The organism is Ketobacter sp. MCCC 1A13808 (assembly GCF_009746715.1).
In the GTDB taxonomy this organism is placed as follows: domain Bacteria; phylum Pseudomonadota; class Gammaproteobacteria; order Pseudomonadales; family Ketobacteraceae; genus Ketobacter.
Map to the genome: position 1 here is coordinate 72851 of NZ_VRKW01000007.1, position 20548 is coordinate 93398.

20 protein-coding genes are annotated in these 20548 nt (G+C 50.6%); 12 read left to right on the forward strand and 8 right to left on the reverse strand.

What is annotated here, in order from left to right; translation table 11 throughout:
- Positions 1-4 precede the first annotated feature (4 nt).
- The 4 genes from FT643_RS13905 to FT643_RS13920 are packed head-to-tail and all read right to left on the reverse strand — an operon-like array spanning position 5 to position 4210.
- Complete coding sequence (locus tag FT643_RS13905) at positions 5-1252, reverse strand: SAM-dependent methyltransferase (RefSeq protein ID WP_156872015.1); 1248 nt, start codon at positions 1250-1252, stop codon at positions 5-7.
- Positions 1253-1264: 12 nt separating this feature from the next.
- A complete protein-coding gene (locus FT643_RS13910) occupies positions 1265-2023 on the reverse strand; it encodes a DUF1365 domain-containing protein (protein WP_156872016.1) in 759 nt (252 codons plus the stop codon).
- Positions 2010-3287 carry an NAD(P)/FAD-dependent oxidoreductase gene (locus FT643_RS13915; protein WP_156872017.1) on the reverse strand — a complete coding sequence of 426 codons (1278 nt, stop codon included), beginning with the start codon at positions 3285-3287 and terminating at the stop codon, positions 2010-2012. The genes FT643_RS13910 and FT643_RS13915 overlap by 14 nt, the downstream gene beginning before the upstream one ends.
- Entirely contained in the window at positions 3284-4210 is a 927-nt protein-coding gene (locus FT643_RS13920; protein ID WP_156872018.1) for an acyl-CoA desaturase, read from the reverse strand. The genes FT643_RS13915 and FT643_RS13920 overlap by 4 nt, the downstream gene beginning before the upstream one ends.
- A 152-nt stretch (positions 4211-4362) precedes the next feature.
- Between FT643_RS13920 and FT643_RS13925 the strand changes: the two genes are divergently transcribed.
- Positions 4363-4968, forward strand: a complete 606-nt coding sequence (locus tag FT643_RS13925) for a nuclear transport factor 2 family protein (RefSeq protein ID WP_156872019.1) — start codon at positions 4363-4365, stop codon at positions 4966-4968.
- A gap of 19 nt (positions 4969-4987) precedes the next feature.
- Here the strand turns inward: FT643_RS13925 and hmpA are convergent, their stop codons facing one another.
- Positions 4988-6235, reverse strand: a complete 1248-nt coding sequence (hmpA, locus tag FT643_RS13930; protein WP_232340209.1) for an NO-inducible flavohemoprotein — start codon at positions 6233-6235, stop codon at positions 4988-4990.
- 91 nt (positions 6236-6326) lie between these two features.
- Here hmpA and FT643_RS13935 point away from each other — a divergent pair, with 91 nt between their 5' ends.
- The 8 genes from FT643_RS13935 to FT643_RS13970 all read left to right on the forward strand — a co-directional run bounded on the left by FT643_RS13935 (position 6327) and on the right by FT643_RS13970 (position 14166).
- Complete coding sequence (locus tag FT643_RS13935; protein ID WP_156872020.1) at positions 6327-6749, forward strand: Rrf2 family transcriptional regulator; 423 nt, start codon at positions 6327-6329, stop codon at positions 6747-6749.
- Positions 6750-6786: 37 nt separating this feature from the next.
- Entirely contained in the window at positions 6787-7107 is a 321-nt protein-coding gene (locus FT643_RS13940) for a hypothetical protein (protein ID WP_156872021.1), read from the forward strand.
- A gap of 41 nt (positions 7108-7148) precedes the next feature.
- Positions 7149-7340: a hypothetical protein gene (locus FT643_RS13945; protein WP_156872022.1), complete on the forward strand. Its 192-nt coding sequence runs from the start codon at positions 7149-7151 to the stop codon at positions 7338-7340.
- Positions 7341-7548: 208 nt separating this feature from the next.
- Entirely contained in the window at positions 7549-8517 is a 969-nt protein-coding gene (locus FT643_RS13950; protein ID WP_156872023.1) for a fumarylacetoacetate hydrolase family protein, read from the forward strand.
- Positions 8518-8732: 215 nt separating this feature from the next.
- On the forward strand, positions 8733-10637 hold the full coding sequence (locus FT643_RS13955; protein ID WP_156872024.1) for a sensor domain-containing diguanylate cyclase: 1905 nt from the start codon (positions 8733-8735) through the stop codon (positions 10635-10637).
- Positions 10638-10768: 131 nt separating this feature from the next.
- Complete coding sequence (locus tag FT643_RS13960; RefSeq protein ID WP_156872025.1) at positions 10769-11281, forward strand: hypothetical protein; 513 nt, start codon at positions 10769-10771, stop codon at positions 11279-11281.
- A gap of 134 nt (positions 11282-11415) precedes the next feature.
- The gene (locus tag FT643_RS13965; RefSeq protein ID WP_198043539.1) at positions 11416-12951 is read left to right on the forward strand and encodes an ABC1 kinase family protein; all 1536 of its coding nucleotides are present in this window, start codon (positions 11416-11418) and stop codon (positions 12949-12951) included.
- A gap of 21 nt (positions 12952-12972) precedes the next feature.
- Positions 12973-14166: a multidrug effflux MFS transporter gene (locus FT643_RS13970; RefSeq protein ID WP_156872027.1), complete on the forward strand. Its 1194-nt coding sequence runs from the start codon at positions 12973-12975 to the stop codon at positions 14164-14166.
- Here FT643_RS13970 and FT643_RS13975 read toward each other — a convergent pair.
- Positions 14107-14610 (reverse strand): lecithin retinol acyltransferase family protein, encoded by a 504-nt coding sequence (locus FT643_RS13975; RefSeq protein WP_156872028.1) that lies wholly within the window; start codon positions 14608-14610, stop codon positions 14107-14109. The genes FT643_RS13970 and FT643_RS13975 overlap by 60 nt on opposite strands.
- Positions 14611-14702: 92 nt before the next feature.
- Between FT643_RS13975 and FT643_RS13980 the strand changes: the two genes are divergently transcribed.
- Positions 14703-15086, forward strand: coding sequence for a helix-turn-helix domain-containing protein (locus FT643_RS13980; protein WP_156872029.1), 384 nt, complete (start codon positions 14703-14705; stop codon positions 15084-15086).
- Between the two features lie 23 nt (positions 15087-15109).
- Here the strand turns inward: FT643_RS13980 and FT643_RS13985 are convergent, their stop codons facing one another.
- Both FT643_RS13985 and FT643_RS13990 read right to left on the reverse strand, forming a co-directional pair.
- A complete protein-coding gene (locus tag FT643_RS13985) occupies positions 15110-15535 on the reverse strand; it encodes an MgtC/SapB family protein (RefSeq protein WP_156872030.1) in 426 nt (141 codons plus the stop codon).
- Between the two features lie 78 nt (positions 15536-15613).
- Positions 15614-17050: an aldehyde dehydrogenase family protein gene (locus tag FT643_RS13990; protein ID WP_156872031.1), complete on the reverse strand. Its 1437-nt coding sequence runs from the start codon at positions 17048-17050 to the stop codon at positions 15614-15616.
- 465 nt (positions 17051-17515) lie between these two features.
- Between FT643_RS13990 and FT643_RS13995 the strand changes: the two genes are divergently transcribed.
- A complete protein-coding gene (locus FT643_RS13995; RefSeq protein ID WP_156872032.1) occupies positions 17516-19693 on the forward strand; it encodes a TonB-dependent receptor in 2178 nt (725 codons plus the stop codon).
- Between the two features lie 147 nt (positions 19694-19840).
- On the forward strand, positions 19841-20527 hold the full coding sequence (locus tag FT643_RS14000; RefSeq protein WP_198043540.1) for a peroxiredoxin-like family protein: 687 nt from the start codon (positions 19841-19843) through the stop codon (positions 20525-20527).
- The last annotated feature ends 21 nt before the right edge of the window (positions 20528-20548 follow it).

Consider the following 20548-nt stretch of genomic DNA (forward strand, 5'->3'; position numbering starts at 1 on the left):
AGCCTCAGTGGCTACCCAGCCATTGCGGTTGCCGGTTTCCGGGTTTAACGAACGTCAACTGCACATCGCTGATGGTTCGTTCCAGGAAGCCCCCTTCGCAATAGCATAAATAAAAATCCCACATGCGAATAAAACGTTCATCGAAGCCTTGCGCCCGCACACTGTTCAATTGCTGATGAAAGCGATGACGCCAGGCCTGTAGAGTCAGCGCATAGCTCGACCCGATGTCTTCAAGGTTAAACAGTTTTAAACCCGATTGTGCTGCGCTTTGATTCAATACACTGACACAGGGAATAAAACTGCCGGGGAAAATATAACGTTTTATAAAATCGACGCTGTGCAACGCTTGCTTATATAGACCATCATCTATGGTTATCGCCTGTATAACAGCACAACCATCGGCTTTCAATAACCGACTGATCTTTTTGAAATAGCCATCCAGATACTGATGCCCTACGGCTTCTACCATTTCTATTGAGACCAATTTGTCGTATTGACCTTCAAGTTCTCGATAGTCCTGCTTTAGCACCGAAATCCGATCACTCAAACCCGCCGCTGAAACCCGCTCTATTGTTGCCAAATACTGTTCCTTCGATATCGTAGTCGTAGTCACCTTGCAACCGTAGTGTCGTGCGGCATAGATTGCCATGCCTCCCCAACCGCTGCCGATTTCAATAACGTGGTCTTGCGGACTCAATTCGAGCTTCTCACATATGCGTTTTAACTTGGCCCGAGAGGCCTGCTCCAGGGTTTCGTCTCCGCGGTAGAACAACGCCGATGAATACATCAGATTGCTATCCAGGAACAATTCAAAGAACGTGTTCCCCAGATCGTAATGTGCCGCAATATTTTTGTCAGATCCGCTTTTGGTGTTCCGATTGAACGCATGCCAGATCCGCGAAGCAAACTGGGTAATAACTGCAAGACCCCCTTCCATCGCATCCAGCTGACTGCGGTTGCGAAGCATCAACCGGATCAGCCCGGTAAGATCATCGGTTTCCCAATAACCCTGAATATACGCTTCCGCAGCGCCGTTGCTGCCACCCAGCAGCAACATCTGGTATGTTTTACTGTTGCGGACAGTCAGAGAAACCTGCAGTTGATCTACCGAGGGCTGGCCCAGATTATATGTTTCACCCTCATCGTAAACAATCAGCTCCCCGTGTTTGAAATCGCGGCACAGTTTAAAGAAGAATCGCTTTGCCCATGACGACTGGCGGGTTGATTTTTTCTGGTTTTCATAGACCAACATGCTAACTCTCCTTTAATGATGTGAAGCGGAATCTGCGGATTCAGGGTGATCATACTGCGGTATTTTCTTCAGCCACAGACGCAACGCTTGCCAATATATCGCTGCCAATACACGCAGACACCGAAAAGGGAAAAGCACGCTGCTGCAAGCGGCCCGGGCTCGGGTTAAAGGCTTTTTTCGTAGGTTCAGTGCAGAACGAAATACCGTTTCCTTACCCTCTTTCAAACTCATATCGATCGCGATGCTGTCTCCCTCCAAACGAAAATTCCAGAAGTAACGCAACGTCATCGGCATAAAGGGCGACACATGAAACTGTTTATCGAACTCAAAATAATACTTATGTAACTGGTCACAGCGAAGCACGTACTGATGACGTTCACGCCAGGGTGTATTGGTAATCTCAGCCACGATGGCGTAGAGTTCATTCGACTGGTTATAACAAAAGTAGAAGGAAACCGGGTTAAAACTGTGCCCCCAACTCCTGAGCTGGGTTAACAAAACAACCCTACCGGGTTCAGGCACGATACTGTTCGTTGTTAGCAGATGATATACCGCTTGCTTAAGCTCCATCGTATGCGGTGCCAGATAATCGTTGCGGTAAAACCGGGTAAGGGCCCGCCGGGTGGCCGACCAAAACGGCAATGCGCTCAGTTGGTCTATTTCGTCCAGATCCAACCACACCATACTACTTTTATACTGAAACGCATGGCGACGCGGCTTTTGCCTGACATGATAGATCGTGCCTTCACACAAAGCGCTATGCTGCAACATGCTGATCTCCCCGTTGGATCCGATTGATGCAGTCCAAAGCACTCGTCACGCCATCCTCATGAAATCCCCACCCCCAATAGGCACCACAATAGAACGTATTGTTAACGCCGTTAATTTCATCGCGCCTTTGTTGCGCTGCCAGAGTCTGGTGAGTGTAGACCGGGTGATGATAGGTGCGTTTGGCCAGAACACATTCCGGGTCCAGTGCCATGGCGCCATTCTGAGCGGGATTTAAAGTCACGATTAGCGGCCGATCGCAGTCCAGCCCCTGTAATAAATTCATCCAGTAACTCACACTGCAATGGCTGACCAACGTATCGGAAACGCGCGCATTCCAGCTTGCCCACGCGGCCCTGTTCTTCGGCATATAACGGGCGTCGGTATGCAGGACCACCCGGTTTTTCTGGTAATGAATGGCGCCAAGGATATCGATTTCCGCATCGGTGGGCTCTTTTAATAAGCCTAATGCCTGGTCACTGTGGCAGGCAAAAATCACCTTATCAAACTTCTCACTGCCGTATTCTTGCGTTGTGACCCGGACACCACTACGGGAACGGGATACATCTGTAACAGGACAACTGGTCCGTATTTCTCCGGTGCAGCGGCGCACGATCTCATCAACGTAGCGACGAGAGCCACCGCAAATGGTTTTCCATTGCGGTCGCCCTTCCAGTTGTAGCATACGGTGGTTGTGCATAAAGGCGATAAAATACTTTAAAGGAAATTGCGCTACGGTGTCAGTGGGTGCTGACCACAACGCACTGGCCATGGGTAGAATGTGATTTTCGACAAATACTTTGCTGTACGACTGTGTTTTCAGATACTCGCCTAATGTGCAGTCCGGCTGTTGATCAGACAAAACCGATGGAGTCTGGCGGTAAAAACGCATCAAATCCCACAACATACGATAGAAGGACGGATTGATCAGGTTCCGTTTCTGGGCAAAAAGCCGTTTGAATCCCTCAGCCCCATATTCCATCCCGGAACGCTCATTGACCGCACTGAAACTCATATCCGTATCCTGCCACGCCACCCCAAGGGACCGTAAAAGGCGAGTGAACTGCGGGTAATTATGTTCGTTAAATACAATAAATCCGGTATCGACACTCACATTTTCACCGTTAATCGAGACTTCGTGAGTATCTGTATGCCCGCCGATGTAATCGTTCGCTTCGTATAGGGTAACTTCAACACCCGGCGTGCACGAAAGATAGTGCGCTGCGGTTAACCCGGACACACCACCACCAATGATGGCCACTCTCATCGCACTGCCTCCTTAATCAATTTCATTTTTTTCTCCGGTACGGATTTTAAATTCCATACCAGGCCACTCCATTGCATCAGCTTTAAAATGTAGAAGCTTATATCCACCTCCCACCAAAAGAAGCCCTGCCGTGTAGAACCGGGATAGAAGTGATGGTTGTTGTGCCAACCTTCTCCTAATGTGATTAATGCCAGCCAGAGATTGTTACGGGAGTCGTCGTTGGTATTAAATCGGCGTTTGCCAATTCGATGCGCCAACGAATTAATACTCACCGTTGCGTGCAGCAACACCGTCGTAGAAATAAAGAATCCCCACACCAACAACTGCCAACCGTCTGTATTCAGATGCGGTGCGTTAACCGCTAGAATTTGACCCGTACACCATAACAATATCGCCAAAAAAATAGGCACCAGTACGTCGAAACGATCGAGCCAGACCAGTTCCGGATAGCGGGAAAAGTCCTTGATTAAATGCGTTGGTGTTTTGAAGTTCTGTAAACCGAGAAACCACCCGCAATGACTTTGCCAAAACCCGTTTCTGGGGGAATGAGGGTCACGACGCGTATCGGACGTCCGGTGATGGCAGCGATGATGGCCAGCCCACCAAAGTGGACCGCGCTGGGTTGCAGAGGTGCCGATCACTGCAAAGACAAATTGCACAGTGCGGCTGGTATTGAAAGTCTTATGTGCAAAATAACGATGGTAGAAAGCAGTTATGGCGAACATGCGCAGAAAATATAACGACACCGCTACCACCAATGCGGTGTGGCTGTAACCCACCCAGAACACCAATCCACACGCCAGATGCATCAACACGAAGGGCCAGACCCTTAGCCAATCCACACCAGTCGCGCCCGTTGCATCTTGCGGCAATTCTTTGCGGTCATTATCAGCCCACCATAGCAGGCGATTGATCGACTCCATATCGACTCCCTTATAATAACCACCAGCCTATCCAACCCGGCGTGACGACGATGTGAATGCGACGGTATTGAACCAATAGCGACGGCGTCACGCCCGCTTCACCTCCTGGACATTAGACTGGATAGCACAACATAAAGGGAACGGAGTCTGCATTGCGCCCAACAAAGCGAGATAACCAGTATAGAACAGCGATCCTGTTAAGTATCGTAGCAGTGGTCACTATGGTGGCCGGTTGCACGGCCTCCGATAAGCGGAATTCCGGCGCAGAGAACGACCCAGTCAAAACGTATCTGCACTTGGCACCGGCAGCAACATTCGACAAGCCATCGTCGGACCCCCGCCTGCAATCGTTTGAAAAGCTGTTTTCGTCGTTAAATGAGACCAGTATCCAGGACACAGTGGACGAGGCCTATGCAGAGTACTTTTATTTCAATGACACCTTCCATACCCTTTCCGACCGTGTGCAACTAAAACGCTACCTGCTGGGAATGGCAGAGGTTTCAAAAACTCAGGTAACTGTGCTCGATTCCCTGTCACGTGGCGACGATGTGATGGTGCGCTGGAAAATGCAGACCCAATCGAAAGTGTGGTGGAAAACGCTCACAATCGATTCGTTCGGAATGACACATTTGCGTTTTAACGAACAAGGGCAAATCGTTTTGCACCAGGACTATTGGGATGCGGCAGGTGGCTTTTATGAACACCTGCCGTTGCTCGGATCCTCTATCCGGTCAATTCGGTCCAACCTAAACGAATAACCGAAACGGACAGCATGGCTTACTGCAGTGCTTGTTTTGGGCCGAAAAACTCGAAATGCACCTGTGCAGGAGGGACGCCCCAAGCCCTCAGCCCATGATAAATGCCCGCCATAAACGGCTGCGGCCCACAAAAATAGAAATCGCCATCACGTTCAGGCAACAACGACTCGATCAAGTCTACGTCGATCAAACCACCACTGGCACCGCTACGTAACATCGCTCCCTGTGCATTGGGATCACTATAGCGGTAATGCGTGGTCAGATTAGGATGCCGGGCTGCCAGATCATCTACGGCCTCTTTAAACGCCTGACTGGACTCATTCAAACAACCATGAACAAACACAATCTGCCGCTGGGGATCCGTTTCCAACGCACTGGCTAACATACTCATGATCGGCGTGATACCCACCCCCGCCGATAGCAATACCAGGGGGCGTTGGGGCGGTGTCCGAACATCCAGAAAAAACTCACCGCAGGGCGGGGCTATTTCCAGGTTGTCACCGACGCTCACCGTGGAATGCAAAAAGGTGGATAGGTAGCCGTCAGGCGTACCGGCAGAGGTACCGGTTTCCCGCTTAACACTAATGCGGTACCAGGGTTGGCCAGGCTTGTCAGATAAGCTGTAATTTCTCATAGTGGTGTTGCCGTTCGCTGTCGGCACCCGCACCGTAATGTATTGTCCTGGTTTAAAATCAGGTAGGCGCTGGCCGACCTCTGGCGCAAGATAAAACGACGTTATTGCTTCACTCTCCTCCACTTTGCGCACCACGTTCAACGCCCTAAAGCCTACCCAACCGCCCGCCGCCTGTGCGTGCTCGGAGTAAATCTGGGCTTCACGTCCCACCAATATATGGGCTAAATACCCATAGGCTTCCGCCCAGGCATCCAATACTTCGCCGGTTGCCCCCTCCCCCAGAATCTCGCTGATGGAGGCCAGCAAATGCCTTCCCACAATCGGATAATGCTGCGCTTGAATCTGCAGCGACACATGCTTTTGCGCAATCAACTCCACCGCATTGCCCAGCACTTCTAGGTTGTCGATGTTGGCGGCGTAGGCGCAAATCGCACCAGCGAGTGCTTTTTGTTGCAAGCCGGCCTGCTGATTCGCCGGATTAAAAAATGGTGTCACTTCCGGGTTGTGAGTAAACATGCGTTGGTAAAAGTGGCGGGTTAGGGTTTCTCCCTCCTGTTCAAGTATAGGCGCTGTTGCCTTCACTGTGGCGATGGTGTGTTCACTGAGTATCCGGGCTTTCATCTGGGTGGTCATCTTCGCTATCACTCCACAAAATTTATAATATGTATTTTTCGCACATATTTAATATTTGATACTATTCCGGATTCTCTTGCAAGGACATTTTATGCAGCTAACTTCCTTTACCGACTACGGCCTACGCAGCCTGATGTACCTTGCGGCGCGGCCGGAAACCACCTGCAGCGTTCGGGAAATTGCCGAGCACTACCATATATCACGCAACCATTTGGTAAAGGTGGTTCACAAGCTGGCACAAGAGAATTTCATTATCAGCAGCAAAGGTAAAGGCGGCGGAATACGGCTGGCAGCAAACACGCTGCACCTCAGACTGGGTGATATAGTGCAAACGCTCGAACCGTCGATGGACCTGGTGGAATGTTTTGACAGCGCGTCCAACAGCTGCACCATCACAGAATCCTGCCAGCTGAAACACTACTTCTTTGAAGCACGGCAGAGCTTTATCAAGACCCTAAACCAGCACACACTGGCCGATACCGTTAAAAATCCTGCTCTATTTTTTGCAAAATAAATACAATACCCACATCGCAATTCCGGAACCCAACGCTTTGCCATTATTCCAACGTATCAGCACCGCCCTACTTCTCGCCGTTACCGTTACCGGTTCTTATCTCTTGGTAGCGAGTGTATTCGTCCGCCATGACACCCATATGCAGAACGTCATTCTTTACGATAACTACCAGTTCCTCTATCAGCTTTTACCGATATTGGCGGGCGTTTTTGTGGTGGGACTCTACCTGGGAAAAAATCGTGCCTATAGCGTTTTCTGTACTATTTTTGGTAAAAACAATCAGGTGCATTTCACCTTCACTGCACTCTATTGGTTTACCGTACTGGCCACTTATTTAAGCTTTTTTTACGGGCAATAAAGGCATGAAATGGGTGAATAGGGCCAAACCAGAGCAGCAGCATGGACTATTATGAGCAAGTCAAGTTAGCCGCCCTCATCGAGACCTGTAGACAGTCCGGTTCCATGGCCGATGCAGGGCGCACGCTGTTCAATGTATCGCGACTCGGCAAACGTTCGCAAAATGATTCGCACCGGATCAGGCAGCTACTTGCCAAATACGACCTCAGCTTTGACGATATCAAATCCCCTTAACTCCCGCGTTACGCCCTGTTTGCTAACGACCACCGGAGCGCAGCGGCCACCTGTCATCACAGCAGCCAATATTTACTATCCGTTCCGTCAATCTTCTGGCAAAATGTGCACAAATAGACATTTATGTATCACACCTGATCGCTAGTCACTCAATGATAGTCCCGCCCGACCAATAATCTGATAGCAACCAACCAGCAGAGGCAATGACATGCAGTTAAAACGCTTTCAGTGTGAGGAAAGCAACCTGATCGCAGTTAAGGAAGGCAAATTGTGGTATTCCGTCGCCCAGCTTACCGGCCTGGATAACGCAAGGGAGGATATGCTCTATGTACTGGACCAATGGGCCACGTTAAAGCCTTTGGTGAGTTCTGCATTGAAATGCGATGAAAAACAGACTGCTTTGGTCCCGGCAAGCGCCACCAGCCTCCAGCCATTTGAAATACGCTCGTTAAGGGATTTTATGCTTTCAGAACAGCATGCCATCAATGCTGCACGGGGGTTCGTTAAATATTTCAAGCCGGGATTCCTGCCCGGGGTGAAGCTGTTCGAAAAGGTGACTGGAAAGACCTTTCCCCCACTCAAGCCAAAACCGATCTGGTATCAACAGCCAATCTACTATTTTAGTAATCATCTGAACTTGGCTGGAGACCATCAAACGATTGAGTGGCCCTCTTATTGCCGTTTCCTTGATTACGAACTGGAGCTGGCTTTCGTCATTACCAAACCACTGCGTAACGCAACGGAACAACAAGCCCGAGAGGCCATCGGGGGGTTTATGGTGCTGAATGACTTTAGCGCCAGGGATGTGCAGCTGCAGGAAATGCGCAGTGGCTTCGGTCCGCAAAAATCCAAACACTTTGTCAACGCCCTATCCCACACCGTTGCTACAGCAGATTCAATTTTACCCGTGGTCCAATCTTTGAAAGCAAAGATACTCATCAACGACCAGCAGGTGTGTTCCACCACTACTGCGGGTATGCAGCATTCCATCACAGACATACTGATGCACGCATCCCGGGATGAAACTCTTCATCCTGGCGAGGTATTTGCCACCGGTACTTTACCGAATGGCTGCGCCATGGAGAACCATTGCTGGTTAAAACCCGGCGACACCATCGAACTCAAAATAGAAAGAATCGGCAGCCTGATAAACCGCATCGAACTAGAGCGCAGTTAAGTACCTGTTCCGGTTTTGTGCCATTATTCTGTCTGTAATTTGCACCCGCTACCTAACCCGATTCTGAGCGACATTTTTCTGCACCCGCTTTGTAACCACCCTGAAAAGATACGTAGCCAAATCCACAATTAGGGTAATCTATTTTTAATACCCCGTGCCAGGTTGCCGCTTGCTCCTATACTGGAAGTATTCCTTTCTGAGTAGTTGCGCATCACGTGATTCGAGTTTTATGGTCCGCATTAACGCTGTTACACCTGATGGTGATTGCCTTGGCGCTGTCGCCATCGGCTTTTGCTGTACAGCCCAATGAAATTATCCGGATCGGCGATTCACCCCGCATTAACCTGCAAGCAAAACACACCGCGTACTTCGTAGAACATGAAAGTCTCGATCCGGCACAGATTATTTCAGACTCCTCGATTCAATGGCAACAAATACACAGCAAAACCATCAACATTGGCATGCAAACGTCGCCTATGTGGTTCCGCTTTGAGTTGCACAACACAATGGCGACTAAGGTCAGGCGTCTTATCGAAATCCGTTGGAACAATTTTGAGGAAATTGCATTATATGAGCGCTATGGTAACCAGGCAGCCGATCAATACACGTTGGCGGAAAAAGGACAAAAAAGCTCGAGCCAACTGTTTTATATCAATCTGGAACCAGGTCAATCCACCGAATTATTCCTGCGCATTAAATGCCAGAATCAAATATTCCTACCGATATTCATTTGGCAGCAAGAGGTATTTACAACCGCACATGCCAATCTCTTAAACTGGTATTTTCTGGCGTTTGGCGCACTGCTGTCACTCACCTTATACAACCTGTCGCTATTTATATTTACGCGGGAAAAAACCTACTTTTATTACACGTTCTATGCCATTTCAGTCATCATCTATGAATTGGGGATGACCGGTATAGGCAGCCGCTATGTGTGGGACACCTTGCCCTGGATGCACAAGAATGGCTTTGCTCTGGGCGTGAACCTCTGTTTCTTTAGCGCAGCATTGTTCTTTCGCGAATTTTTGGAAATAAAGTCCTACACCAAATGGATAACCATTGCCTGGTACGTCATTGTCGGCTACTGGGCACTCGGGCTGCTTAGCCTCGTGTTCCTTGGCTGGTTCCCCAGCTTTGCCTTGGAAAGCTCATTAATAACCTGCATTTGTGCCGTAATCGGTACTATATGGCTGCTAGCGCTTGGCAGTATATCTGCCCGATACTACGCCGTTGCCTGGGGAACGTTGATCGTATTCACCATGGCCACCCTTTCGATGATTGCCGGTTTTACTCCTTACAGTGAAATTACAGAATATTGTCAAATGGCCGGTTTTTTGGCTGAAATGCTCTTACTCTCAATCGCGTTAGCCGCCCGCATCAACCGGGAGCGCTTGCACCGGGAACAGCAGCAACAGGAAACGCTGATTCTGCAGATGGAGATCAGCAGAGAGCGGGAAAACAAAATAAGGGCGCAAGAACATATCCTGAAACTTGAAAAAGAAACCAACCTGGATTTAGAAAAACGGGTACAGGTGCGAACGCAGGAGCTTCACCAAGCGATGCGCGATCTCCAGTTAGCGAACAAGGAAATGTCGAAACTGTCCGTTACAGACTCGCTGACTCAAGTCCATAACCGTCGCTATTTCGATGACGTACTTGACAGAGAAATTACCCGTGCGAGTCGGTCACAAAAACCGCTTGCACTAATACTTATTGATATCGACCACTTCAAGCAATTTAACGACAATTATGGCCACCTGGTGGGAGATGAATGCCTGCGTACAGTGGCACTGGCTTTGCAAAATGGAATATCGCGTAAAAGTGATTTAGTGGCGCGCTACGGCGGTGAGGAATTTGCGGTCATACTGCCGGACACGAATGCTGCAGAAGCGTTTACGGTAGCAGAAAAAATAAGAACCACGATCCAATCCCTGGAATTCACCCATCAGGGCATTCGCGTGCCGATCAGCGCCAGTTTGGGAATAGCCACCGTTGTGCCGGACCAGGCGTTCCGTCCGACCGGCTTGATTCAATTGGCTGATTCCGCTCTATATCAAGCTAAAGACCAAGGCCGCAATCGTTGCGTTGCCGTTGGCAACTCACATAAACGTGCAAACTAAACAAAGTTGTTTACCCCCTCCCGACCGTTCATTCAGCACTGACTATTGACTCACTCCAATTACCGTTATATTTTGTATGACAATAATTCAGGGCTGAGTCCCTGCCCCCATCAGTCCCAGGAGTAACGGCTTTGCCACACAAGCCTTCATCGAGACATCGCCCAGCACGGGGCGACGCTGGATCACCCCGCCGGCGCGGGCGTAAACCTGCGTCGGACGAAGAGCGTAAGGACCGGATTATTCAGGCTCGGGTGCCGGAGGACCTGGAAACCACCTTAAAACAGGCCGCTGAAAAACGACGTATGTCAGTATCTCATCTGATCCGGAATGTTCTGGAGGATACTTTTACGCTAGTGGATCATATTGTTGCCGATTCCAGCGCACTGGTGGAACAGGTGAGCCGCGATGCCAAACGGGTTGCAGCCAGTGTTCGTGGTGACGGCGATGCGCCGCAAAAAACACAGGCAACGGAGCCGGCCCTTGAAAATATCGAAGCCTGGCAAGATGTTATTGTTAATAAACCGGGGCTGTGCATTGAATGTGCCGCACAACTAAAACGCGGGCAGCGGGCCTATCGAGGCCTGAGCCAGCAACCAGGTACCGCCCCCGTCTGGCTATGCGGAGACTGCATTGAAAAGCTTTAGCCCTTATTGTTGAAGACGATTTTATATATCGTCGAGCAACCGGTTGATCCGGTTTTTTTATAACTTAATTTGTATTACAAAAAATGACAAAGTCAAAACCGACTGACCAAAGTGCATACGACCAGGAGCACAATATGGATACAACCTCAACACAGCCGCCCCGACAGGACGGCCTTCGGGTATGGCTGAATGTAATGAATGCCTCACTTTCGGCCCTGGAACAAACAGTTTGGCAGGGCCGGGAATTGGCCGAACAGGCCGTAACCGCCTGGAAGAAATTAGCGCAGGGTGCAGAGGGTGCGCGCGAAGAGTATCAAGCGATTGCGGCACAGGCTGCGCAATGGCCCGAACGGGTTCAACGTATGAAACAAACCGGATGGATGCTGACTAAAGTAGTCGGGAGCTACCGGTTGTGGGGAATTAGATCTGCGTTTATCCCACACCGCAAAACGGAACGCGCTTTTAATAAGCTGCACCGAAAAAATGCCCGCTTATTCCGGGACGTTTCGCTGACACAAGGCGGCGCCTTCCTCAAGGTCGGTCAGTTGCTATCAGCCCGGGCTGATATTCTACCCAAGCCCTGGATAGAAGAGTTGCGGGTGCTACAGGACCAGGCAAAACCGGTTCCGTTCAGCGATATTCGCAGCACCATAGAAGCGGAGTTGCAAGATACGCTGGAAAACCTATTCCTTTCATTTGACCAACAACCCATTGCTGCAGCCAGCATAGGACAGGTGCACAGCGCGCAACTCCATGATGGACGCCGGGTAGCCGTTAAGGTTCAACGACCGGGCCTGGAGCACATTATGGATTTGGACATGGGCATGCTGAAACTGTTCGCCAACAGCATCGAATCCATGCTGCCGCCCACTGATCTTGACACCATCACCGGAGAAATCGAGCGTTCCATTCGTGAAGAACTGGACTACCGGACTGAAGCAAAATGGATGCAACAAATTGCCGATTTTCTGGAACCGGTTAACGGTGTGGTGGTGCCCCACCCTATTGCCCGCTACAACACCAAAAAGGTTCTGGTGAGTCAGTTTATCGACGGCACACCCCTGATGACCGCGCTGGACCAGCGACAGGCTGACGGTGATTTTGCCGGTGTGTCCGATTTGTTGGGCCGCTTACTGGATCTGTATTTGCGTCAAGTGCTTCAATCCGGCGTATTCCAGGCTGACCCCCATCCAGGAAATTTTCTGGTCACCGCCAATAATGAACTCGTATTGCTGGATTTCGGCTGCACTATGCAGTTGACCGACGAATTTCGTGAGGGCTACTTTCAGGTACTGGGTGCTGCATTAATGGGCGAACGTGATACCATGTCCACCACTTTGCTAAAGATGGGCTTCAAAACCCGCAGTGGCAATCCGGATACATTATTGGCATTTGCGGACGCCCTTTTATCTCAAATACAAAAGGCCGCATTCAAACTGAGCAGCGAAGACGGTTACTGGCCCACGCCTGCCGAGATAGCTGCACAGGCGAAAGAGCTAATGATGAAAGCCGAAGCCGATCCGGTAGAAAAATTGCCAGCTGAATTCATAATGCTGGCACGCGTGTTCACAACTCTCGGTGGTTTATTTGTTCATTACAAACCCAAGCTCGACGTTAATCAATATCTGTTCCCGCATCTGGTCGGACCCGCACTCAGCCAGGCCTTATAATCCAACACAGGTGGGCTGTCTATGAAAGCAGCCCCACTGGCAGAGTTCGTTGCTATCGCTGCGGCCATGATTTCACTGGTCGCATTATCCATCGATGCCATGCTTCCCGCCCTTCCTGATATCGGTCAGGAATTCGCACTCAGCGATAACAACGATCAGCAATTGGTGATCACGTTGCTTTTCCTCGGCCTCGGTATCGGCCAGTTGGTTTATGGCCCCATGTCGGATGCCACCGGACGCAAGCCTGCCATCTACACCGGTTTTTTTATCTTCTTTATCGGAACGGTTATCTGTCTGTTTGCGCCCACTTTTTATCTGATGCTGGTGGGTCGCTTTCTTCAGGGGTTGGGTGCTGCCAGTCCGCGCATTGTGATGATGGCGGTGATCCGCGACCGCTTTCAGGGCACGACCATGGCGCAAGTCATGTCCTTCATTATGGCAGTGTTTATTCTAATACCGGCGCTGGCCCCCTTAATGGGCCAGGGCATTTTACTGCTCGGCTCCTGGCATATGATCTTTTTAGTGATTCTGATATACGGGTTCGTCACACTGACCTGGTTTGCTCTCCGGCAACCCGAAACGCTGGCGCCGGAAAACCGCAACGGGCTGACACCGCGCGACTTTTTAACCGGCATAAAATTCATAGCGGGAGAAAAGCTAACGGTGGGGGCGATCCTGGTTATGGGCATGGTGTTCGGAGGCTTTGTCGGCTACCTGGGCAGCGCCCAACAAATTTTTGTGGACCATTATCAAACCGGAAAAGCGTTTCCGTTCTATTTCGCAATGATCGCATTGGCAATCGGCTTTGCATCGATCGTCAATTCAAAGCTGGTGGTACGGTACGGCGTTAATTCTGTCAGCATGAGCGCGTTGATTATCCAAACTATTTTGTCCGCGATTATGCTGCCGATCTTCATATTGGTATTCCAGAACCATCCGCCATTGTGGTTATTTCTGACCTATTGTCTCCCTTTGTTTTTCTCCCTGGGTTTGCAGTTCGGTAACCTGAATGCCCTGGCCATGAAACCTCTGGGGCATATCGCGGGTCTGGGAGCATCGGTCTGCGGCGCCGTCTCGACCACCCTCGCCGTGCCAGTGGGAACGTTGGTCGGGCAAGCCTATGACGGTACTCCAGTGCCTCTGACCGCAGCATTTTTAGTATTCGGTATTGTGGGCAGCTTGATATTCTATCGATTGTGCCGCGAGAACGATTGAGTCGTACTTACGGGTGCTGTTGCAAAACAACAATCCGCCCACGCCTCCGGCTAAAGCGGTAAATATCCAGGCTTTACCGCGTAACCGGCTGCCGGCCAAGGCACCGGACATCATACCCAGCAGCACGCTTCTTACCTGTGGGCTATGCTGGCGGCCCTTAATCAGCAGCATGGCCAAATGCTCGCAATTATTCGCTAACAAATGATAGCCAGCCGACTTATCCAGAATTTCGTGCAGTCGTTCTGTCAGCAGATCCACGTTTTCGCGGGACACCCGCACCACTTTAACCGGCTTATTGTCTGCAAACTGCTGAAAATCCTCGATCGCTACTCCACCACCCGGGCGATTATGCAGTACCTGCCCATTGCCGATATACACCCCCGCATGCTGCACCAGGCCTTTACGCCGATACAACAAATCTCCCGCCTCAAGACTGGCATTCATCCACTAAAACCCTTTATGATTACGTCTAACGCATATACGTTAGACGTAATCGATTGGCTTTGTCAATCACCCATTATCGTTAGAGCCTAGTTATGAGTACTGAACAAACCACCTTTTCAGCCGTACTCGGCGTGCTGTTAGCCAATCAGCGAAAAGATCAGGAGATAGAGCAATCCGAAATGGCCGCCCGAATGGGATTATCACAGGCCAGCTATAGTCGCCTGGAAAGTGGTAAATCGGCTTTTTCAGTGGATCAGATGTATCAGGCGGCGGAAGCACTGGACCTCGATACGAAACAGCTGCATGAACAACTAAGCCAGACCATCGAACAATTAAGAATGAATAAGGTCAGCGTGTTACCACAAATCAGGGGCAACAGCACCTTCGCCCGAACCGCAGGACGCCGCATGGGGCGTTTTATCGCAGGGGCTGCATTGGGCGCTTTGATAATCGGCCTATTAGGGAAAAACAAATGAAGCGCCCCATTAAACGTTGCGACTCAATCACCTTTTCGCTTTTTGAGCGGGTCGGAAAACTGAAAAATAAGAAACCCCATCACCGACAGCACAATCGCAATTTCGTAGCGCTGATAGGCCACCGAGATCCCGATAGCCCCGGTATTCCAAAGGCCGGCCGCCGTGGCGGTTCCCCCCACTTTACCGGAATGTTTAACGATCGAGCCGCCTCCGATAAATCCCATACCGGTGATTATTCCATAAAGCACCCTGGCTTGAGCGTCGCCCGGCGGAAATACATCCATACCCACCAACATAAACGCACAAGAGGCAATGGCCACCAACGGAAAGGTGCGGAACCCGGCTCCTTCGGCCCGATATTCCCGGTTCAACGCAATCGGCAGCGCCAACACAAAAGCAATGGCCAGTTTATAAAAATGGAGCCAGATTAATTGAAAATCGATCGGCATACAGATTCCTTATTTGATAACGCACAGCGTGCAACTATGGTAAACGCCTGAAGATGCTGGCCCTGCAAAATCAGACCGCTAGTCAACCTGGACCTCGCGATAGCCCAGCATGGTTTTCACTTCAAGAAACGCCTCGAAGCCTTCCAGGCCCCACTCCCGCCCATTACCACTTTGTTTGTAGCCACCGAAAGGACTGCAATAATCCACCGAAGCCCCGTTGATATGTACGGTACCCGTACGAATCTGTTTGGCAACCCGTCGAGCGTGCTCGGGCTCTCCTGACACATAACCGGATAATCCGTAGAGCGTGTCATTTGCGATCGCTATGGCCTCCGCTTCATCCTTATATGGCAGTATCGCTAATACCGGCCCGAAGACTTCGTCCTGAGCAATGGTCATGCTGCTGGACACATTACTGAATATGGTTGGCTTCACAAAATACCCCGTTTGCATTCCTTCCGGTTTTCCGCTGCCGCCCACCACCAGGTCAGCGCCTTCTTCAATGGCTTTTTTTATCAGTCTCTGAACTTTATCGTATTGCGCTTTACTGGCCACCGGCCCCAACCTTGACTCAGCCAAAGCGGCGTCTTTAGGTTCAATATTCTGCGCCGCCGCTTTCGCTATTTCAGTCACCCGGTCTAATTTAGATGCTGGCACCAGCATACGCGTTGGCGCGTTACAACTTTGTCCACTGTTCACGAAGCAACTTCTCACTCCCGAACTGACCGCAGTTTCAAAATCGGCATCGTGCAAAAGAATATTGGCCGATTTACCACCCAACTCCTGGGTGATCCGTTTTACCGTATTCGCCGCATTTTTAGCAATTTCAATTCCCGCCCGAGTGCTGCCGGTAAAGGACACCATATCCACATCAGGGTGTGCAGACAGTGCACGCCCCACACCCGGCCCGTCACCGTTAACCAAATTAAACACACCGTGAGGCAACCCCGCCTCATCAATGATTTCCGTTAGAATAGCGGCATCAAACGGGGCAATCTCACTGGGCTTCAACACCATCGTGCATCCGGCAGCCAAAGCCGGGGCCACTTTGCAAGCGATTTGGTTAATGGGCCAATTCCAAGGAGTTATTAACGCACAAACACCCACGGGTTCTTTTCGCAGGCAGGTGCTCCCCCGATACTCTTCAAACGCATACTGTTTTAGCGTCGCCAATGCCTGCATAAAGTGCGCAAGCCCTGACGGTGCATGAGCCGAGTTCGCCAAAGTAATGGGAGCCCCCATTTCAGCGCAGATCGCTTCAGCGATATCGTTTATCCGCCTCTGGTAACCGGCAATAATTGCTTCCAGCCAGGCCACACGCTGATCGACACTGGTTTGTGAATAGGAAGCAAACGCCATTTTTGCGGCGTACACCGCTTTATTAACGTCCGCATTGCTGCCTAGAGAAATAAGCCCGACGCAACGCTCTGTACTCGGGTTGATTACTTCAATCGTCCTTTCTATTTCAGGATGAACCCATTTCCCCTCAATATAAAAATGCGTGTATTCGTACATCGTAGACCCCTGCGCTTCAGCAAACGCCTTAGCAGAAGCGAAGCGACGTGCACTGTACCTTCTATATTGGGGTGCATATACGCCGAAGAAACTCATAATACTTCTCATAAAACTGACAGCCTACTAACCGCGATAATTATCGACTATGGGAAGGGTTTCGCCCCCCGGGACAAACCGGGATAACACCCCATCCGCTCACGCCTCACCGCCAATTACTTTAACACTGTTGGGCAGCAGCGGTATTTTCGATGCCCCAGGTAAGCCATCGCATCTTTATTGCGTTACAGACCTATTTGCAAATAATTATACTTAGCATTACTATCTGCATCCTATTCTTTATGGAAAGCTGTACCACATTTGTCTCTGGCATCGACCTAAACGCCAAAGCGTTGATCAAGTTTCCTGATTAAGATGTGCGTTCGTTGTGATGGATCACCATTCACTTTCAACAAGGTACCCAGCTCTATGCAACCGCGCTTTTTATCATTGCTCTACCCTACCGTTTCTTTATTGTCCGGATTGACTGTGTCTGTTCAGGTTTACTCGGAGACAGAAGCCGAACCCGACTCCACTTTACCCGTTGTTGAAGTGAGTGCCAGCGCAGATGCATCGGCGGACGGGCTGAGTTCACCTTATGCCGGAGGCCAGGTTGCCGAAGGTGGAAAAATCGGGATTCTGGGCACCCAAAGCAATATGGATTCCCCTTTCTCGGTGACCAGTTACACCAACGAATACATTAAAGACAAGCAAGCAGACAATATTGGAGATGTGCTGAAAACAGACCCCTCGGTTCGTGTCGCCCGGGGTTTTGGCAATTTCCAGCAAGTTTATATCGTGCGCGGTCTGCCAATCTATTCCGATGATATCGGTTACAACGGGCTTTACGGATTATTACCGAGACAATACCTGGCGACTGAATTTGTTGAACGTGTAGAAGTTTTGCGGGGGGCAAACGCCTTCCTGAACGGCGCTGCACCCGGTGGGAGCGGACTCGGTGGGGCCGTGAACATCGTGCCAAAAAGGGCAGGCAATGAAGACCTGACCCAGGTGAGTTTAGGACTCGAGTATGGCACTCAGGCTTACCTCAGCACTGACCTGTCAAGACGCAGCGACGATGGCCGTTTCGGCGTCCGCGTCAACGCCAGCCAGCATGACGGGGATACGGCGGTGGATGGGGAGTCCGCCGAGCTGGGCATGGCGGCCATCGGCGCCGACTACCGCGGTGAGTCGCTACGAGTCTCGGCCGACTTTGGCTATCAAAACCACAAGCTGAAAAGAAGTCAGCCAAGCATTAATATCGGCGCCGGGCTGCTCATTCCGGTTACCCCTGTGGCGTCAAACAGCATTGCCCAACCCTGGAATTACTCGAACGAGAAAGACGTATTCGGAACGTTGCGTGCCGAATACGATTTCAATGATCATCTGACCGCCTGGGTAGCAGCGGGTATTCGTGATGGTGATGAAAGCGGATTTTTCTCCAACCCGACCACCATCAACACCAATGGTGACTCCACAGCAACCGGTTTTCAGAACGTGCGGGAAGACGCCATTCAAACCGGAGAAACCGGACTGCGCGTGAAATTTAAAACCGGGTCAGTCGATCACCGGGCTACGTTGTCCGCCAATGTCTATTCCAGCGAATCCAAAAATGCCTACGGATTTTCTGCGTTTAGCAGCATAATCGGCAATATATACAATCCGTTTCCCAGCGCGACGCCTGATACCACGTTTTTCACCGGCGGCGATATGAGTAATCCACTGCTTACCGCTAAAACGAAAACCGCCAGCATCGCCATCGCTGACGAAATGGCGTTTATGCAGGAGCGCTTATTGTTGACCGTGGGGGCGCGCAACCAGACCATTGAAGATTACGCCTTTAATTATGACACCGGGGCTGAAACCGACCGCTACGATGAGAGCAAAACCACGCCGATTGCCGGAGTCGTATACAAGATCAACCCGAAAGTTTCTGCCTATTTGAATTATATTGAAGGTCTGGTGAAGGGTGAAGAAGCACCGGACACCACCTCCTCCGGAGCACCGGTTGGCAACGCTGGAGCCATACTGGAACCCTACTCAACCGAACAGATCGAATTGGGATTGAAATTCGATTCGGGAAATATAGGTGGTGCGGTCAGCCTGTTTGAAAGTCGTAAGCCCATCAGCGGCCTGGACGCCAACAATGTGTTTGTGGAATTGGATAACCAGGTCAATCGCGGCCTGGAAATATCCTTCTATGGCGAAGCGCAACCGGGCCTTAGGGTACTGGGTGGTGCCAGCTTCCTGGATGCGGACGTGGATGGCAAGAAAGCCATCGGTGCGCCAAATACACAAGCCAACCTGGGACTGGAATGGGATATTAACGCGGTCTACGGACTGACCCTGGAAGGCGACCTTTCTTTTACCAGCGCGCAATATGCCGATGACGCCAACACCCAGAAAGTCCCCGACTGGAGCACCCTGGGCCTGGGCGCCCGTTATGTGATGGATTTGTGGGATGATCAATTGCTAACGCTGCGCGGCCGCCTGGAAAACGTGACCGACGAAAACTACTGGGCTTCCGCCGGCGGCTTTCCGGGAGCGGGCTATCTAACCATAGGCGCGCCCCGCTCACTTTCAATATCCGCCACCATCGATTTTTAAGGATTCGTCGTTTGAAACTCATAGACAAGGTATAGATCAGGCATTGACGTGATGAACTTCACTCCGCGGTTCCGGTCTTATGGCTTATAATACGCCGGCCCGCGGGGGCTCATTAGTTAGCTCACGTCAACTGACAAGGATTTTGCTATGCCCTGTAACAGGAATAAACCGACCCGCCCTACGCCACTGCTCGTTGCTCTGATTAGCCTGATAGGAATGTTCATGGGCAGTTTTGCCCAGGCAGCTCAGACTGTTCCGCAAAAAGCAGAAGACGTTAAGCCTATTATGGTGGGACAAGTGGTTCCTCCCGTTAAGCTGAAAACAATTGAAGGGAAAACCTTCGACCTGAATGAATCCATCGAAGAAAAACCGACCCTGCTAATATTCTACCGCGGTAGCTGGTGTCCCTACTGCAACACACACCTAGCGGACTTGCGCGAGATCGAAAAAGAACTATTGGACATGGGCTTTCAGATTCTGGCAATTAGCCCGGATCAACCGGAATACTTAAAGAAGACCACCTCAAAACTGGAGCTGAATTACCAATTGCTTTCCGACTCGGATATGAGTGCGAGTAAAGCGCTCGGCTTGGCTTTTGAAGTGGATGCAGCGACCCGCGAACTGTATGTCGACTACGGCATTGACCTGGAAAAAAACTCAGGCCAAACCCACCATTTATTACCCGTGCCCGCAGCCATCCTGGTCAACCCGCACGGTAAAGTAACGTTCTCTTTTATTGCTCCGGATTACAAAGTGCGGGTGGAAAATTCCGTCCTGCTTGCGGCAGCAAAAGCCCAGATGGAAGACACCAAGAAAAAGTTAACCGGTAGCTAACTCAACTCCGGGATCCTCACG

Bases quoted from the DNA above. Each gene is read 5' to 3' on its own strand.
- FT643_RS13990 (WP_156872031.1), bottom strand. From the start codon at position 17,050: ATGTACGAATACACGCATTTTTATATTGAGGGGAAATGGGTTCATCCT.
- hmpA (WP_232340209.1), bottom strand. From the start codon at position 6,235: ATGACCACCCAGATGAAAGCCCGGATACTCAGTGAACACACCATCGCC.
- FT643_RS13920 (WP_156872018.1), bottom strand. From the start codon at position 4,210: ATGGAGTCGATCAATCGCCTGCTATGGTGGGCTGATAATGACCGCAAA.
- FT643_RS13970 (WP_156872027.1), top strand. From the start codon at position 12,973: ATGAAAGCAGCCCCACTGGCAGAGTTCGTTGCTATCGCTGCGGCCATG.
- FT643_RS13935 (WP_156872020.1), top strand. From the start codon at position 6,327: ATGCAGCTAACTTCCTTTACCGACTACGGCCTACGCAGCCTGATGTAC.
- FT643_RS13945 (WP_156872022.1), top strand. From the start codon at position 7,149: ATGGACTATTATGAGCAAGTCAAGTTAGCCGCCCTCATCGAGACCTGT.
- FT643_RS13975 (WP_156872028.1), bottom strand. From the start codon at position 14,610: ATGAATGCCAGTCTTGAGGCGGGAGATTTGTTGTATCGGCGTAAAGGC.
- FT643_RS13910 (WP_156872016.1), bottom strand. From the start codon at position 2,023: ATGTTGCAGCATAGCGCTTTGTGTGAAGGCACGATCTATCATGTCAGG.
- FT643_RS13905 (WP_156872015.1), bottom strand. From the start codon at position 1,252: ATGTTGGTCTATGAAAACCAGAAAAAATCAACCCGCCAGTCGTCATGG.
- FT643_RS13980 (WP_156872029.1), top strand. From the start codon at position 14,703: ATGAGTACTGAACAAACCACCTTTTCAGCCGTACTCGGCGTGCTGTTA.
- FT643_RS13915 (WP_156872017.1), bottom strand. From the start codon at position 3,287: ATGAGAGTGGCCATCATTGGTGGTGGTGTGTCCGGGTTAACCGCAGCG.
- FT643_RS14000 (WP_198043540.1), top strand. From the start codon at position 19,841: ATGCCCTGTAACAGGAATAAACCGACCCGCCCTACGCCACTGCTCGTT.
- FT643_RS13985 (WP_156872030.1), bottom strand. From the start codon at position 15,535: ATGCCGATCGATTTTCAATTAATCTGGCTCCATTTTTATAAACTGGCC.
- FT643_RS13950 (WP_156872023.1), top strand. From the start codon at position 7,549: ATGCAGTTAAAACGCTTTCAGTGTGAGGAAAGCAACCTGATCGCAGTT.
- FT643_RS13965 (WP_198043539.1), top strand. From the start codon at position 11,416: ATGGATACAACCTCAACACAGCCGCCCCGACAGGACGGCCTTCGGGTA.
- FT643_RS13995 (WP_156872032.1), top strand. From the start codon at position 17,516: ATGCAACCGCGCTTTTTATCATTGCTCTACCCTACCGTTTCTTTATTG.